This window comes from Pseudoalteromonas sp. PPB1 (assembly GCF_015356275.1).
Taxonomy (GTDB): domain Bacteria; phylum Pseudomonadota; class Gammaproteobacteria; order Enterobacterales; family Alteromonadaceae; genus Pseudoalteromonas; species Pseudoalteromonas rubra_D.
Genome location: NZ_JACEQV010000011.1, coordinates 50,610 through 66,017, shown reverse-complemented (window position 1 = coordinate 66,017; position 15,408 = coordinate 50,610). Strand labels below are relative to the sequence as shown.

The 15,408-nt window shown below is 47.7% G+C and carries 14 protein-coding genes; 8 read left to right on the top strand and 6 right to left on the bottom strand.

Features of this window, described 5'->3' with window-relative positions:
* Positions 1-160: 160 nt before the first annotated feature.
* On the top strand, positions 161-2,329 hold the full coding sequence (locus IY568_RS12735) for a M3 family metallopeptidase (RefSeq protein ID WP_194867745.1): 2,169 nt from the start codon (positions 161-163) through the stop codon (positions 2,327-2,329).
* 64 nt (positions 2,330-2,393) lie between these two features.
* On the opposite strand, the gene IY568_RS12730 is transcribed toward IY568_RS12735, so the two are convergent.
* The gene (locus IY568_RS12730; RefSeq protein WP_010384412.1) at positions 2,394-2,771 is read right to left on the bottom strand and encodes a response regulator; all 378 of its coding nucleotides are present in this window, start codon (positions 2,769-2,771) and stop codon (positions 2,394-2,396) included.
* Positions 2,772-3,043: 272 nt separating this feature from the next.
* A complete protein-coding gene (locus tag IY568_RS12725; protein WP_125560387.1) occupies positions 3,044-3,514 on the bottom strand; it encodes a GNAT family N-acetyltransferase in 471 nt (156 codons plus the stop codon).
* A gap of 640 nt (positions 3,515-4,154) precedes the next feature.
* Here IY568_RS12725 and IY568_RS25305 point away from each other — a divergent pair.
* Positions 4,155-5,048, top strand: coding sequence for a GNAT family N-acetyltransferase (locus IY568_RS25305; protein ID WP_125560385.1), 894 nt, complete (start codon positions 4,155-4,157; stop codon positions 5,046-5,048).
* A 191-nt stretch (positions 5,049-5,239) separates the two neighbouring features.
* Here the strand turns inward: IY568_RS25305 and IY568_RS12715 are convergent, their stop codons facing one another.
* Complete coding sequence (locus IY568_RS12715; RefSeq protein ID WP_138537018.1) at positions 5,240-6,025, bottom strand: MBL fold metallo-hydrolase; 786 nt, start codon at positions 6,023-6,025, stop codon at positions 5,240-5,242.
* Positions 6,026-6,283: 258 nt separating this feature from the next.
* On the opposite strand from IY568_RS12715, the gene IY568_RS12710 reads away from it, so the two are divergent.
* The 6 genes from IY568_RS12710 (at position 6,284) to IY568_RS12685 (ending at position 13,926) form a co-directional block, all read left to right on the top strand.
* Positions 6,284-7,312, top strand: a complete 1,029-nt coding sequence (locus IY568_RS12710) for a DUF4097 family beta strand repeat-containing protein (protein WP_125560381.1) — start codon at positions 6,284-6,286, stop codon at positions 7,310-7,312.
* Positions 7,313-7,419: 107 nt separating this feature from the next.
* On the top strand, positions 7,420-8,199 hold the full coding sequence (locus IY568_RS12705; protein WP_125560379.1) for an SDR family NAD(P)-dependent oxidoreductase: 780 nt from the start codon (positions 7,420-7,422) through the stop codon (positions 8,197-8,199).
* The gene (locus tag IY568_RS12700) at positions 8,199-9,218 is read left to right on the top strand and encodes an AraC family transcriptional regulator (protein WP_194867744.1); all 1,020 of its coding nucleotides are present in this window, start codon (positions 8,199-8,201) and stop codon (positions 9,216-9,218) included. Before IY568_RS12705 ends, IY568_RS12700 begins: the two co-directional genes overlap by 1 nt.
* Positions 9,219-9,287: 69 nt before the next feature.
* Positions 9,288-11,468 (top strand): ATP-binding protein, encoded by a 2,181-nt coding sequence (locus tag IY568_RS12695; protein WP_194867743.1) that lies wholly within the window; start codon positions 9,288-9,290, stop codon positions 11,466-11,468.
* Between the two features lie 196 nt (positions 11,469-11,664).
* The gene (locus IY568_RS12690; RefSeq protein ID WP_125560373.1) at positions 11,665-12,393 is read left to right on the top strand and encodes a glutathione peroxidase; all 729 of its coding nucleotides are present in this window, start codon (positions 11,665-11,667) and stop codon (positions 12,391-12,393) included.
* A gap of 84 nt (positions 12,394-12,477) precedes the next feature.
* Positions 12,478-13,926, top strand: a complete 1,449-nt coding sequence (locus IY568_RS12685; protein WP_138537012.1) for a dihydrolipoyl dehydrogenase — start codon at positions 12,478-12,480, stop codon at positions 13,924-13,926.
* A 59-nt stretch (positions 13,927-13,985) separates the two neighbouring features.
* On the opposite strand, the gene IY568_RS12680 is transcribed toward IY568_RS12685, so the two are convergent.
* The 3 genes from IY568_RS12680 to IY568_RS12670 are packed head-to-tail and all read right to left on the bottom strand — an operon-like array spanning position 13,986 to position 15,340.
* Positions 13,986-14,207 (bottom strand): hypothetical protein, encoded by a 222-nt coding sequence (locus IY568_RS12680; protein ID WP_125560369.1) that lies wholly within the window; start codon positions 14,205-14,207, stop codon positions 13,986-13,988.
* A gap of 32 nt (positions 14,208-14,239) precedes the next feature.
* Complete coding sequence (locus IY568_RS12675) at positions 14,240-14,815, bottom strand: DUF2589 domain-containing protein (protein ID WP_194867742.1); 576 nt, start codon at positions 14,813-14,815, stop codon at positions 14,240-14,242.
* A gap of 24 nt (positions 14,816-14,839) precedes the next feature.
* Complete coding sequence (locus tag IY568_RS12670; RefSeq protein ID WP_125560365.1) at positions 14,840-15,340, bottom strand: DUF2589 domain-containing protein; 501 nt, start codon at positions 15,338-15,340, stop codon at positions 14,840-14,842.
* Between the last annotated feature and the right edge of the window lie 68 nt (positions 15,341-15,408).

Here is a 15,408-nt window from a genome sequence, read left to right as displayed (position 1 = left end):
GAATAAGGAAGTTTTTGAGCTCCCTTAGTGTAGCGCAGATCTTAGCCATTCATATCTATTTACACTTTGATTTTGGCGATTAATCGAGATCTGATTGCACTTTCATGAATTTGTCTTTTAGTATGCTTGGCAATAAAATGCCAACAAGCGAAAACCAACTATGTTGAAAATCAAACTAACACTACTTAGCGCCGCCGTCGTGATCGGTCTGGCAGGTTGTAGCAGCACGCAGCAAAGCAGCACAGCCACGCCAACAATTGCAGAAAAGCAATATCAAAACCCGCTTTTACAGCCTTTTACCGGTCCTTATCAGGGCGTTCCTCAATTCGATAAAGTAAAACTGACAGATCTTGAGCCTGCGCTGGACATCGCGCTGGCTGATCACTTAAGCGAAATTGACCTGATTGCCAACAACACCGCACCAGCGACGTTCGACAATACTATCGTTGCAATGGAGCGTTCAGGTCAGGCATTGGATCGCCTTTTTACCTACTTTGGTATCTGGAGCGCCAACAATTCCTCTCCTGAATTTCGCCAAATGCAGGGCGGCCTGATGGCTAAGTACGCTCAATACCGTTCTAAAATCACCCAAAACAAGGCGTTATTTGAGCGTGTTAAAACAGTGTATGAGAGCCAAGAGTTTAAGCAACTGAGTGCTGAAGAACAGCGTATCACCTGGCTACAGTACAACAGCTTTGCCCGTAACGGTGCCACATTGAAAGGTGAAGCCGCTGATCGCTACGCCGAAATTAACCTCGCTTTATCAAAGCTACACGCAGACTTTGCCAATAATGTACTTGCCGATGAAGAAGGCTATGTCGTTTATCTGACGAAAGATCAACTTTCTGGCCTGCCTCAGTCCTACATTACCTCTGCGGCTGCAGCGGCTGAAGAACGCGGTAAAACAGGTATGTATGCGGTTACCAATACCCGCTCTTCCATGGACCCATTCCTGATGTACTCCACGGAACGTGAGCTACGTAAGCAGGTGTGGCAGAACTACTACAGCCGTGGCAATAATGCCGGTGAACACAATAACAAAGCCATCATTAATGAAATCCTGACATTACGTCACGAGCGAGTGCAGCTCCTCGGTTATGAAAACTACGCACAATGGCGTCTTGAAGACCGCATGGCTAAAGATCCGAAAAACGCGATGGAGCTGATGGACAAAGTCTGGCCAGCCGCAATTGCCCGTGTAAAAGAAGAAGTGGCAGACATGCAAGCGCTGGCAGATAAGGAAGGCGCCAACATTAAGATTGAACCTTGGGATTACCGCTTTTACTCTGAAAAAGTGCGCAAAGCCAAGTACGACCTGGACTCTAACGAAGTTAAACAATACCTTCAGCTGGACAAACTACGTGACGCTATGTTCTACGTCGCGGGCCGCCTGTTTAACTTCGAATTTACCGAAGTGCCAGAAGGGTCAGTACCTGTCTTCCACGAAGACGTACGTGTATGGGAAGTCACCGATAAAACCAGCGGTGAGCATATTGGCTTATGGTACTTAGACCCATTCGCTCGTCAGGGCAAGCGCTCAGGTGCATGGGCAACCTCATACCGCGGCCACACCACCTTTGATGGCAAAACCAACGTACTGAGCTCGAACAACTCAAACTTCGTCAAAGCACCAGCAGGGCAGGCTAGCCTGATCTCCTGGAACGATGCTGTGACCTATTTCCATGAGTTCGGACATGCGCTGCATTCTCTGTCTTCTAAAGTAAAATACCCTGGCTCTAACTCGGGCGTACGTGACTACACTGAATTCCAGTCGCAGCTACTGGAACGTTGGCTGGTCACCGATGAAGTCATTGATCGTTTCCTGGTTCACCATGAAACGGGTAAGCCAATGCCGAAAACACTGGTGAATAAAATCAAGCAAGCAGCCAACTTCAATCAGGGCTTCGCCACCACTGAATACCTGGCATCAGCCATTATGGATATGAAGTTCCACACCACAGATCCAGCTCAGATTGGCGATCCGGTTGAATTTGAAAAATCTCAACTGGCTGCCATTGGTATGCCATCAGAGATTGTCATGCGTCACCGCACCACACACTTTGGTCATGTTTTCTCAGGTGAAGGCTATTCAGCTGGCTACTACGGCTACCTGTGGGCCGAAGTGCTGACATCAGATGCAGCACAGGCATTTGCTAGCGCACCAGGTGGCTTTTATGACGAAGAAGTCGCTGATCGTCTGGTGAACTACCTGTTCTCTGTACGTAACGCAATGGACCCGGCAGAGGCGTACCGCAAGTTCCGTGGTCGTGATGCGGCGGTAGAAGCCCTAATGTTAGATCGCGGCTTCCCGGTTAATGCAGACAAGTAACCGTAAAACCAAAAAAGCCCTGTTATAACAGGGCTTTTTCTTTACAAACGGCGTTTTTAAAGCGCTACTCAATGATCTCAAGTAAGTGCAGCTTTTTAAATTGCTTTTCCAATGTTGCCATACTGAATGGCTTAATAATAAACCCATCCACTTTTTCTAGTAACACCTGCTGTACCCGCTCTCGACCGTTTTCACAGGTCACCATCACAAGTTTGAGATTTTTTAGTGCTGGTCTGGTACGAATTTCGTGAAGTAAGGCCAGTCCATCTATGTGTGGCATATTCAGGTCGGAAATCACTAACTGGTAGGGTTTTGCCTCGAGCAACTCCAGTGCTCGTTTGCCATCTGTCGCTTCATCTATGTCTGTAAAACCAAGCCGACGGAGCATACCTATCATCACATGCCGCATTGACGCCATATCATCAACAACCAGTATTTTCACCTGTCTCTCCTTAATATTAATACCAATTTCACTTAATACGAGTTCATTTTGACGGAGCAAATATGACGCTAACGGCGTTAAAAATTTCTCATTTAGAACCTTATTCCTTAGACATAGGTTCACAAATTTTTGCCTGGTTATCGACCCTATTTTCTCGCCTCAAAATAGAACGCTTAATTAAGCAAATTGGTATAACTTCACCGATAATAAGAATAAAAATTAGACCAAGATATCAGCAAAGTCGACTTTACTCGTAAGGATCAGGAAAATTCCTAGTTTGACTCTTTATTTAGTGACAAAGACATAAACACACTGAGCGGATTATCGCGGTACAGACCGAAGCGTTCACAACGGTCAAAACCAAGGCTTTCATACAGGTTAATTGCCTGTTCCTGCTTCACACCAGTTTCAAGGCGGATCAGTGGAATTTGTGCATCGCCTGCGTAATGCAATAAGATTTGCATGATACGCTTAGACAACCCTTTGCCCCGGTACTGAGGTTTAACATACAAACGTTTTATTTCACCGTATAAGGTTTTATCGAATTGTTTAACGATGGCGCCACATGCCACTATGCCTTCTTCGTTTCGTAGCCCCACAGCACGTACATTGGGTTGATTGAGCTCTTCCAGTGCCAAAGACTGATCACTGGCAATGGGGTAGAGGGTATTCATCAGGCGGTCAATTTCTGCAAATAGTTCTCTAACACTTGGATCATCTGGTTTTAAATCAACTAGTTGCATAATTTTCCTTTCAAATGACAGTTACTTTCCGGGCCCAGCCAGACCTCATTTACACGACACGTAATCAGGTTAAGCGTAATGACTGGTGCGACAAAATAAAAGGGTATTTTAACGTACTTTGCGGGAAATATAACTAAATATATTCAGATTATATGGTAAGGAAACATGTTGCAGCATGTGATTAACGTGGGATGCGGGACCTTGTCACATCTGTCGGATCAATAGCCATTCATACCCTCCATGGCATCTTACCATTCAGGCTAGCCAAAGTGTGATAGCAAGCAACAATATGGTGGCAATCGTTGTGAAAAGCAGTGAGCACTGATTCTGGCCAGTACGGTCTGATTGTGAAAACAACATAAACAACTCTCCTATGCTTCTTCCCAACCTAAAAACCACAAAAGTATTAATAAAGGAAGATGCACTACAACCAAAAGTAGTAACATTGATAGCAAAAAATTACCCAAAACACCAGAAAATAGTGCAAATATTATCCTAAAAACTAGGCCAATTGTCCGACACATATATACAATTCCTTATAATGCAAGGACTTAAACCAACCCACTCACTTGTATAAAAAAAACACAAAAAGGTTGGGTTTACGCCAATTCGGACCTATATAAGGAAAAAAGGAGATGCCATGATCACATTAAAAGCAACCAGTAAAGACAATTACAGTGATGTATTTACGCTACAACTATTGCCTGAAGACCTGAGTTTTATCGCATCGCCAGCCGAAGCCCTGGCCGAATCAGCGTTTTTTCCATACTACCGAAACCTGCTGATCTACCATCATCAAACACTGGTCGGGTTTATACAGTATCACCCTATGGAACCAGAGGGTACAAAACATGAATATACCATCACACAGCTGGCAATAGACAAGCGCTTCCGTCGTCAGGGATTTGCCAGGCAAGCCCTGAAAAAGTTACTCACACAGCTCAGAGCCAAGTCTGATTGTCAGATAATTTCTGCCGTCTATGTGGAAGGCAATGAACGCATGCGCAGTTTGCTCAGTGACATGTCTTTTGAATTTAAAGGCCGCTGGAACGACACCGCTTATCTGATGGAGTGGCATCGTGAAGCGCCTCTCCCGAAGGTATACCTAAGCACTGTGTGGCAAGAAAATTTCGAACAATTGGGTGACCTTGCGCTACATGAACCACAACAGCCGTTGGTGGCCCCCAACGAATGGACTTTACTGGAAGCTGCCCATAATCCGGGGTATGAAGTACGTGCAATCAACTATCAGGATAAACAAGTCGGGCTACTGATGTGGGTTCCTGAAAAACCGCACCGCATTTCAATTTGGCGTCTGATGATTGATAAAGCTTATCAACAGCAGGGCATAGGCAGACAAGCGCTAAAAGCGGCGCTGGAGGAGATCCGGAGCCAGCCAGAGGTGACAGAAATCGCCATCTGTTATGTACCGGACAATCCGGTCGCCAAAGATTTTTATGGCAGTTTTGGCTTTGTAGAAACGGGCTTCGATGAAGAGGAAGAAGAGATGCTCGCCGAGATCAGATTATACTAAGTTGCTTAATTAAGTGTTCTATTTTGAGGCGAGAAAAGAGTGTCGATAACCAGGCTAAAATATATGAACCTATGGCTAAGGTATAAGGTTCTAAATGAGAAATTTTTAACGCCGTTAGCGTCAATGCGCTCCTTCAAATTGAACTGGTAATATGTGAAACTGGTAATATCATCACAACACTGTAAAGGGGCTTAACACAAGGGAATGGGTTGCTGTGGTTTAGCGTAACGAATGCCGGCATCATCAAACGCCTGCACATCCTCTTGTGAATGATAATGGTATACACACAATCTGTTCAAAATAGCTGGGGGATACTCTCGTAACAAATCGTCCAACCCGGCATGACTGGGATTACCAGACGCCACACAATCATGAAAAATGATTTCTCCCTGAGTCACCTGATGGATCAGTAGCTCGGGAATTGGGCGGGTATCGCCACTATAAAAAAACCGCCCAGGAAGATGCAAAGAGAACGCACTGCCAGGCGCCTGATGGCGAACCGGATAGCAGTTCAGCCGAAGCTGTTGATGGAAAAAGTGTTCACCAACCGGGTGCAGCTCAAACGTATGCCAGATATCTTCGCGTAGCTCAGCCAATCCAGTGTAGGCCAACATCGCACACAAAGATTGAATAAGCTGAACTGGTACATATAAACGTACTTTTTGCCCGCCCAATGCCGCCTTAAAATACAGCTGTTCCAGGCCGCCAATATGATCGTAGTGCAGATGAGTGATAAATACGGCCTGAGGTAAAGAGTGGCAGCCAAACGCGCGTTTGAATCGCGCCAGCGTGTCGTGGCCACAATCAATGAGTAACCAGGGGGTGTCTTCACAACAAATCACACATGCAGCATTACCAAGCTCTGCCGCACTGGCCGCACCAACACCCAAAAAGAGCGCACAATCTGGCACTGACACCTGTGAGTGTGTGCGATGCGGTTTATCTTGTGTTGGCCGGGCCACTATCGAATCTAACATCAGTCTGCTCGTCAATATTCGCCACTCGGTACACACCCAATGCTAGATGCAATAATTGACATTCCCGTGACAAGGCCATGCTTAGCAAATAGATAGATACACCAACATTTGGTTAATTTCACTAAATCAAGCCACTATATGTCCAACCAAATGAACGTCAAAAACACATAAAACATTGATATATAATAACTAACATTCTTGGCATCTGTTTTGCTTTGTTCATGGCATATGAAAAAAATAACAAATTGGAATTGCGCCATGATCAAAAAACTTTCTCCCTTATTCGCAGCACTCGCACTCAGTGGTTGTGTGATTCATATTGATGGCCACAGTAAAACAGTGGCAGACGTGGAGCTGCACAAAACCCTGACGCTGGACGCCACAAATTTGAACAGCCTGATGGCAGATACCAGTTCAGGCTCACTGGATATCATCGGTGACGACACCCTCTCACAAATAGAAGTTGATGCAAAAATACTGACAGACAAAGATCACAGTTATCAGCTTACGCTTGAGCAGGACGGCAACAACGCACGACTGATCGCAAAACAAAATGCCCGGGTTGGTATCGTCTGGTACAGCGGTAATAGCCCCAGAATTGATCTGACTGTCCGCGTACCTAATAGCCTTGCATTGGACATTGACGATAGCTCAGGCGACATTGCTATCTCAGGCATGACCGGAGACATCGAACTGGAAGACGGCTCAGGCGACATCAGCATCAATGGCGCAGCAAATGTTAAAATTGATGACGGCTCAGGGCAAATGCTTATCCGTGGCGTCAGTGGCATGCTGGATATCGAAGATGGCTCAGGCGACATTACCATTCAGGGCGGCAGCCAGCTGAAACTCGATGACGCGTCGGGCCAGGTATACATTACCGACGTGCGTGGTGATCTGGATATTGAGGACGGCTCCGGCGATATCCAAATCATTGGCGGACGTTCGCTTACCCTGGACGATGAATCAGGCAACATCAGTCTGACCGATATGAGCGGTGACCTGACCATTGTAGATGGCTCCGGAAACCTTGAGATCCGCGGCGGTAATTCGCTTGATTTACGCGACGACTCAGGATTTGTGCGGGTTCAGGACTTACAGGGCAATGCCAAGGTCAATGATGGCAGTGGCAATCTGGTGCTACAAAACATCAAAGGCCATGTCACCATCGACGATGATTCCGGTGACATTGAAGTCATTCAGGCAGGTGGCCTTACCATCACAGGTGATTCCTCCGGCGGTCAGCGCATCGAAAAGGTCCGTGGCGAAGTCAATATTCGAGATTAACCCCCTATAACGACACCTTTTGCAAGCAAAGTGTCACCTTTTGCCAGTGTATTATGTGAGTTCAACTTCTACAATGAGCGCATAACTTCTGGTAATAAGGTGACATCATGACTTACGCAAACACAGCCCTGATCACAGGCGCATCTTCTGGTATTGGTTTAGAACTAGCGCGCTTACACGCCCAGCAGGGCGGTGACCTAGTTCTGGTCGCCCGCTCTGAAAACAAGCTCAATGCCCTGAAAAAAGAGCTGGAACAAACCCATGGTGTCAACGCTTGCGTGATCACGGCTGATCTCACCGACCCGACGTCAGCGCAAGCAATCTACAACGAAACAAAACGCCAGGATATCGAAATTGATATCCTGATCAACAACGCCGGATTTGGGGGCCATGGCTTTTTTCATGAACGCGATTTACAGGCTGATCTGGACATGATCCAAGTCAATATCAGTAGCCTGACCGCACTCACACATCTCTTCGTACAGGATATGACAGCCCGCAAACATGGTAAAATCCTGAACGTCTCGTCCACCGTCTCCTTGCTTCCGGGGCCATTGCAGGCAACTTACTACGCAACCAAAGCGTTTGTGACTTCTTTTTCTCAGGCACTGGCAGAAGAACTAGGCGATCATGGGATCAGTGTGACGGCGCTATGCCCGGGTCCGGTTGCCACCGAGTTTGCCAAAACCGGTAATCTGGAAGAGCTTGCGGTCTTTAAACAAGGAAAAAGTCCACAATCAGTCGCCAAATGTGGTTATCAGGCCATGCAAAAAGGTAAACTCTTGGCCTTTAATGACCCTATGTTAAACTTTATGCTCAACTGGATAGTGCCTCTGCTACCTCGCCGACTGGTACTTGCATTGTCACGCCGCACAATGGAAAAATAATGAAGCGAACAGCAAAATTTACCCTGTCACCACATTGCCTGATCTTATTTAAAGATCTCAACCTGGATCAGGCGCTGCTGTTAAAACAGGCAAAGCTACCAGCCGACCTGTGGCACAGCTTGCCTACCTCAGTGACGGCAGCCCAGTATTTTGACCTGTGGCATGCGATGGAAGCGCAGCTTGGTGAAACATTGCCGCTGAAGTTAGCGCAGCATCTAAATGTGGAAGCCTTCGACCCAGCCATTTTTGCCTGTCTGTGCAGCGCCAATCTGAGTGCTGCCATGCACCGTCTTAGCAGTTACAAGCCCCTGATCGGGCCGCTGACCCTGGACGTACACGAAGATAAGCAGGGCCTGTTACTCAGCCTGGATTGCTATGGCTACGATAAACCTCTGCCGAAATCCCTGGGCCTGTGTGAGCTGGCTTTTTTTACCCAACTTGCTCGCCTGGCAACTCGTACACAGGTGATACCCAAAACCCTATATGTGACACAGCTTCCCGACAATATAGCTGATTTTGAAGACTATTTTGGCACTAGTCTGACACTCAGCAATCAGGTGGCGATACGCTTTCATCAGGCGGACACACAGCGACCCTTTATGACTGAAAACGCCGCGATGTGGTCTTTTTTTGAAAATGATCTGGCCCAGCGTCTGGCTGAACTCGATGCCAGCGCCAGCATGACGCAAAAAGTCAAAGCGCTGCTGATGGAATTACTGCCCTCAGGGCAAGTGAGCGCAGAGCAGGTAGCGGCCAAGCTGGCGATCAGTAAACGTACATTACAGCGTAAACTTGATGGGGAATCAGCAAACTTTCAGTCGCTACTAAGCGCGCTGCGATCCGACCTTGCCCGACAGTATCTGCGTCGCTCCAGCATGTCTTTGCAGGAAATCGCCTTTCTGCTGGGCTTTAGCGATGCCAATACCTTTATTCGAGCGTTTAACAAGTGGAATGGGGTGCCTCCAGGCCACTTCCGAAACCAGAATGAGCACTGTGCAAGCAAGAATTATTCAATTTAATAGAAAAGTTGGATAGGCGTTTATTCTCATAGCACATAAAATTCAGTGTCATACTTTTGGACGCTGATTTTGAAAAATTTACTCGCCTTAACCTTTGCAGCCCAACTCTGTGTACTGTGGCCTTCGGTCTCACACGGCGTAGATTTTGCCACCTATGAGCAACAATTTCCCCTAAAAGGGAAGAAAAATTTTCGCGCTGCACTGGAAGAAGGCGAGGCGTTACTCACGCAATCAACACTCACGGCACAACAGCGAACCTTTGTGCTGCATCGTACGGCTTTGCATTTGGTACGACTGGGAGAGTATGAGCGCGCACAACACAGGCTTGATGCACTCGCGACGCATTTGAACGCGCACCCTGACGATTCTATGCAAGGCAAATACCACTGGGTAAACGGCGACCTGGCCTTTCGGCTGGGCCACAACCAAAGTGCCCAAACCCACTTTCTCAAAGCCAGCGAGTTTTTCTCCCGTACTCAGGACTGGCGCATGCTCAGCCACGCCTATCGTATGGCCGCCAATGCCGTCGCAAAAGGCAGCCCGGATCTGAACGCCATTGAACACATTGCTTTGGCAAAGCACTATGCTGAACTAGACAATAATATCCCGTTGCACAACGCGGCCTTTGATACCGAAGCCAGGATATACAAACTCTTTGGCCAGTTAGACAGGGCACTGGAAAGTCGTCAGGCCCAGCTTAACTGGCTTCAGCAACAAAGCGTGCCGGACGAAGCCATGTTATCCGCAACTTATTATGGTCTGGCAGACATCTTTGTCGATTTTGGTGATCACCAGGCCGCACTCGACGCCTTCACCCAATCATATCGTTATGACGAGCAGGTCAATGACCGCCTCTATATGGCACAAAACCAGATCCGGATCGCTGAGCAATATCTCCAATTGAACAATCTAACTGCGGCCGATAAAGCATATGAACAGGCAAAAGTCCTCAGTGAATCAATCGACCATAAGCGCAACCTGGGCTGGGCCATTGCCGGATTGGGTCGTGTTGAATTGGCCAAAGGTAACTACCCTCAGGCCGCGAATCTCATCGGCCAGGGTCTGACTTTGATCAACCCGGTTCATAATCAGCTACTCCACAGCCAACATCTTGTCTGGTATGCCAGAGCATTGAGTCACAAGAACCCGGAACTGGCGATTGAACAGTTAATGCCTTTTTTCAAAGGCGAGCCAACTAATACTATGGTGGAAGCCGCTAAAGTGCTCGCGTTTGCCTATCAGCAACAACAAGACTTTGCATCAGCACTGCACTATCAGACACAGGCCACAGAGTTACTTGAACAACAGACAGAGCAGTCGAGGCTGACTCGCCTTGAAGCCAAAAAACGTGATGCTGAACTCCATTTAGAGACCCTCAAAGTGAACCAGTTACAAAGCGGACTGGATGAACAAAAGCGCCAAAACAAACTACAAAGTGTTACTCTGGCAGCTGCTATTATCGTACTGTTAAACTTTTTCCTGATGTTTTATCTGTATCACCTGAAAAAACGTAAAGTGATGGAAAAAGAAACCGCAGTACTTAACCAGGCGCTGACACTCAAGCAGCAGTTATTGGCGGATGTATCCCACGAACTAAGAACCCCTCTGACCGTGCTCAAACTCAATATAGAAGCACTACAACACAATTTAATTACTGACCCGGATGCCACTTACACACTGATGCAAAGCCGCTTGTCTATGTTAAATACGCTCATTGCTGATATTTACGAGCTGGCGCAGGCAGACACACACAGCCTGCAACTGGATTTGCAAACCCGACCCGCAAAAGCGCTGTTTGATGAGTTACTCAGTGCAATCCAGCCACTAATAGAACAGAACGACCTGACACTCAATGCACAAAACACACTGCCAGACTCACTGGACATTACCTGCGATATAAACCGGATGCATCAGATCTTCAACAACCTGGCACGCAACAGCTGCCATTACAGTAACAAACCCGGTCAGGTCAGTGTCACCATTGCCCAACAAGATGAACAGCTAGAGTGCCATTTTGAAGATTCCAGCCCGGGTGTCAGTGACGAAGACTTGCCCCGCCTCACCGAACGACTTTATCGCTGCGATAAATCCCGCAGTCGTGATCTGGGTGGCTCTGGTCTGGGGTTGTCAATCTGTCAGAAACTCACAGAATTACACCAGGGACACCTGTCCTTGTCTCACAGTTCATTAGGCGGCCTGCGGGTCACACTGACACTTCCTCTCACTGCGCGAGCGCCCTCAGGCGACTAAACCCAGCTACCTTTTCCTTTTTACTGTTTTAATTTAGAGTAATTCGAACTAGGCTAAAAGCACCATCGTATGAGTGCACCCCACTGAGCGAGATTTTCATTCTATTTTTCCAATTGAACTGATTAATTTAACCCATTATACAAATGAATCGATTCGCCTGATAATGGCTACATCGAAATCAAAGGAGACAAACAGTATGTTAAACAATATCGAAGGTCAGACAATTCCTCAGGTAACTTTCCCGGTACGTGAAAACGACGAATGGAAAAATATCAGCACAGATGACCTGTTCAAAGGTAAAACAGTGGTGGTTTTCTCACTACCCGGCGCCTTTACTCCAACTTGTTCATCTACACACCTGCCACGTTACAACGAGCTGGCTGGCGTATTCAAACAAAATGGTGTCGACGACATCGTCTGTATTTCAGTAAATGATACCTTTGTCATGAATGCCTGGGCCAAAGATCAGGAAGCTGAGAATGTGACACTTATCCCGGACGGAAACGGCGAGTTTTCTGAAGGCATGGGTATGTTGGTTGACAAAAAAGACTTAGGCTTTGGTAAGCGCAGCTGGCGTTACTCTATGCTGGTTAAAGATGGCGTTATTGAAAAAATGTTCATTGAACCAGACGTACCGGGCGACCCGTTTGAAGTATCAGATGCCGATACTATGCTTGAATACATCAACCCAGAGCAGGTTAAACCTCAGCCTGTTTCAATTATTACCAAACCTGGTTGTCCTTTCTGCGCCAAAGCGAAAGCACTTCTTGATGAGAAAGGTCTGGTATATGAAGAACTGGTGTTAGGTCAACAAGCCACATTGACCAGCCTTAAAGCACTGTCTGGCCGTGAAACTGTGCCGCAGGTGTTCATTGGCGGTAAACACATTGGCGGCTCAGACGACCTGGATGCGCACTTCGCATAATGCCCGTAGCGGCCTATTTATTAGGCCAATATCAGTGTAAAGGGGCTTAACAGCCCCACAACTCCCCTTGCTCAGAGGTAAAACATGAAACAACTTGAAACTGACGTCGTCGTCATTGGTGCAGGCACTGCCGGGCTTAGCGCCTATCGAAATGCCAAACAATCTACTGACAAAGTGTTAATGATCGAAGCCGGTGCTTATGGCACGACTTGCGCACGGGTCGGCTGCATGCCCAGTAAGTTGTTGATTGCCGCAGCGGAAGCTGCACACAGTGTCACCGAAGCACCCAAGTTTGGGGTCAATACCACAGCGCCAGAAATCGATGGTAAAGCCGTGATGGCACGGGTGCGCAGCGAACGCGACCGGTTTGTTGGTTTTGTACTTGAAGCCGTGGATGAGCTGCCTGAGCAAGACCGGATCAAAGGGTATGCACGCTTTTTAGATGCCAACCGGATTCAAATCGACGACCATACCGTGATCACTGCGAAACGGTTTGTCATCGCTACCGGCTCAAGACCCAATGTCCCGGGCTTTTTTCAGGCATTTGGCGACAAGCTTATCATCAATGATGATGTATTCGACTGGCAGGATTTACCTGAGTCTGTGGCCGTGTTTGGTCCGGGCGTTATCGGTCTCGAATTGGGGCAAGCACTGCACCGTCTGGGCGTCAATGTTAAGCTGTTTGGCGTTGGGGGCAATATTGGACCACTGACTGATCCGCAGATCCAGGACTATGCCAATACCGTTTTCGCAGAAGAGTTTTATGTCGACAGCGATGCCAAAGTATCTGATATGAAGCAAGTTGGTGATAAGGCACAGCTGACTTATGTTGACCGCGAGGGTAAACCACAAACAGAGCAGTTTGACTTCGTACTGGCGGCAACGGGCAGGGTACCCAATGTTGATAAACTGGGTCTTGAAAACACCGGCATTGAACTGGACGAGCGCGGCGTACCGCTTGCCGACCCCTATACGATGCAATGTGGCGACAGCCATATTTTTATCGCTGGTGATGCCAGCAATCAGATCCCATTGTTACATGAAGCGGCCGATCAGGGCACTATAGCTGGTCAAAATGCCGGACGATTCCCGGATGTGCGTAACGGCCTGAGACGCGCGCCCATTGCGGCAGTATTCAGTGATCCGCAAATCGCCATGGTCGGTGAGAGTTTTAAGCAACTCAATGAGCGATATGGTAAATGTGGTTGCTTTGCAATTGGTGAGGTAAGCTTTGAGAATCAGGGCCGTAGCCGAGTGATGCTTAAAAACAAAGGGTATATGCATCTGTATGCAGAGCAGGGCAGTGGCCTGTTCCTGGGTGCAGAGTTCATCGGTCCCTCAGCTGAACACATGGCGCATCTGCTGGCCTGGGCTGTACAAAATAAAATGACGGTACCTCAGATGCTGGATATGCCCTTCTACCACCCGGTAATCGAAGAAGGTCTGCGTACTGCATTGAGAAACCTCAACGCCAAACTCAAATTTGGTCCGGATATCATCCAGCATTGTATGGAATGTGGTCCGGGCGCTTAACAGCTAGACCATAGCCCGGGCGTGTTGATACACTGCCGGGCTAGTCACAGTCGCGCCGCTCAGGCATCGTATCGACCTGCCTGGTGCGTCGCTTGATTACGCATCTGCTCAAACTTATCAAACGCATCAGACACCACCTCTTTATCCGTCGCAGTCAGTGAAATGGTCACCCCACAACTTGGGTTAGAACAGGAAAACGCTTGACCGGCCAACAGCAGGCTGGATTCAAAATGGATAGGCACGCCACATTCAGGGCAGTCAATTTTAGATTTTATACTCATCGTTTAATCCTCATTTTTAGGGGGTAAAGGGGTCAGGTTTTCGCGAAAATATCGAGTATTGTGGTAATACCACGCGGCAGAGGTAGTTGTCCCGCTTCGAGCATCACCTCATAATTCGCATGTGCCGAACCCGATTGCTGCTGGCTCTGATTGCCAGATTTCGCCAAGGCGCCATGTAGCTCTGTTTCAAATTCATGCGCGTGCTCGGGCTGTCGAGTCTGCGCGCGGCTCTGCTTGCTTTCCTGTGATGTCTGCTTTTTAATTTCTCTGGAGCTTTTCACCTCCATACTAAAAGACACTTTCAGTTTCTCTATTGCCAGCGAGTTGATCGGGATCAGCGTCATCAGCGGAATTGAAATCTCCATTTCATAAGGGGTTTTACTGATACTGCCGTCTTTCTCCAGTACTGAACGGGACAGCGTAAATGTCACCATCACCGGCGTCAGGTGACCGTGGTTATGGCTGTCTTTTTCAAAGCAGGTCGATAAAATAAACTGAGTTTGCGCATTTGCTATCATCGCATTGGCATCTGTGGCTGCTTTGAGCGGTGCACCAATCAGTGCTTTCATGGGCAAACCGGCAAATTGCGACGCAATATTGTTGTTCATACTTTAGTCCTCACACTGTGTGGCTTAGCCTGGAATTTGCGCCCTGAGTGCACGCTCATATCCTTCAATCAGTTTTTGCAGACCTTCTGGCGGTTCGTTGCCAGTCAAGGTGATCTCCAGGCTCGCATTCGCCGTGCTCTCAGTAGTATCCTGCTGGCCCATTAGCTTATTGCGCAGCCCACCAGCTTTGGCTGTGCTGCGGGCAAACGCGACCATCAGCTGATCTTGGTCATTGTTGCTGATCTCCAGCTCAGCAATAAATTTCACTTCAGAGATACGAGGTGAAGAAATAGGCACCAACGCCAATAAAGGCACCTCAGCACTTACTGTGTCTATGCCATGCTCTGTGCGACTGGGAAACTCCATCGCGCAGGTTTTGGGTGAGTAGCTGGGCGCTTTCCCTTTGCCATTATCTTGCTCATCAAAAAAGCGCTTCACAAAATCCAGCGTTTCGCCTTCAACCGATTTAGCAGCATCTTTGACCCCTTTATGGATCGCTTTCATGAGTGATTGGAATTCGATCATGTTATTCTCTTTGTGTTTATCCGGTTAATAAAGGGAAGCACGCGGCTTCCCCTGGTTGGGTGCTATTA

Excerpts from the sequence above, each read along its gene's own strand:
- IY568_RS12700 (WP_194867744.1), top strand. The coding sequence starts at position 8,199 with ATGAAGCGAACAGCAAAATTTACCCTGTCACCACATTGCCTGATCTTA.
- IY568_RS12690 (WP_125560373.1), top strand. The coding sequence starts at position 11,665 with ATGTTAAACAATATCGAAGGTCAGACAATTCCTCAGGTAACTTTCCCG.
- IY568_RS12735 (WP_194867745.1), top strand. The coding sequence starts at position 161 with ATGTTGAAAATCAAACTAACACTACTTAGCGCCGCCGTCGTGATCGGT.
- IY568_RS25305 (WP_125560385.1), top strand. The coding sequence starts at position 4,155 with ATGATCACATTAAAAGCAACCAGTAAAGACAATTACAGTGATGTATTT.
- IY568_RS12675 (WP_194867742.1), bottom strand. The coding sequence starts at position 14,815 with ATGAACAACAATATTGCGTCGCAATTTGCCGGTTTGCCCATGAAAGCA.
- IY568_RS12705 (WP_125560379.1), top strand. The coding sequence starts at position 7,420 with ATGACTTACGCAAACACAGCCCTGATCACAGGCGCATCTTCTGGTATT.
- IY568_RS12670 (WP_125560365.1), bottom strand. The coding sequence starts at position 15,340 with ATGATCGAATTCCAATCACTCATGAAAGCGATCCATAAAGGGGTCAAA.
- IY568_RS12680 (WP_125560369.1), bottom strand. The coding sequence starts at position 14,207 with ATGAGTATAAAATCTAAAATTGACTGCCCTGAATGTGGCGTGCCTATC.
- IY568_RS12710 (WP_125560381.1), top strand. The coding sequence starts at position 6,284 with ATGATCAAAAAACTTTCTCCCTTATTCGCAGCACTCGCACTCAGTGGT.
- IY568_RS12725 (WP_125560387.1), bottom strand. The coding sequence starts at position 3,514 with ATGCAACTAGTTGATTTAAAACCAGATGATCCAAGTGTTAGAGAACTA.
- IY568_RS12685 (WP_138537012.1), top strand. The coding sequence starts at position 12,478 with ATGAAACAACTTGAAACTGACGTCGTCGTCATTGGTGCAGGCACTGCC.
- IY568_RS12715 (WP_138537018.1), bottom strand. The coding sequence starts at position 6,025 with ATGTTAGATTCGATAGTGGCCCGGCCAACACAAGATAAACCGCATCGC.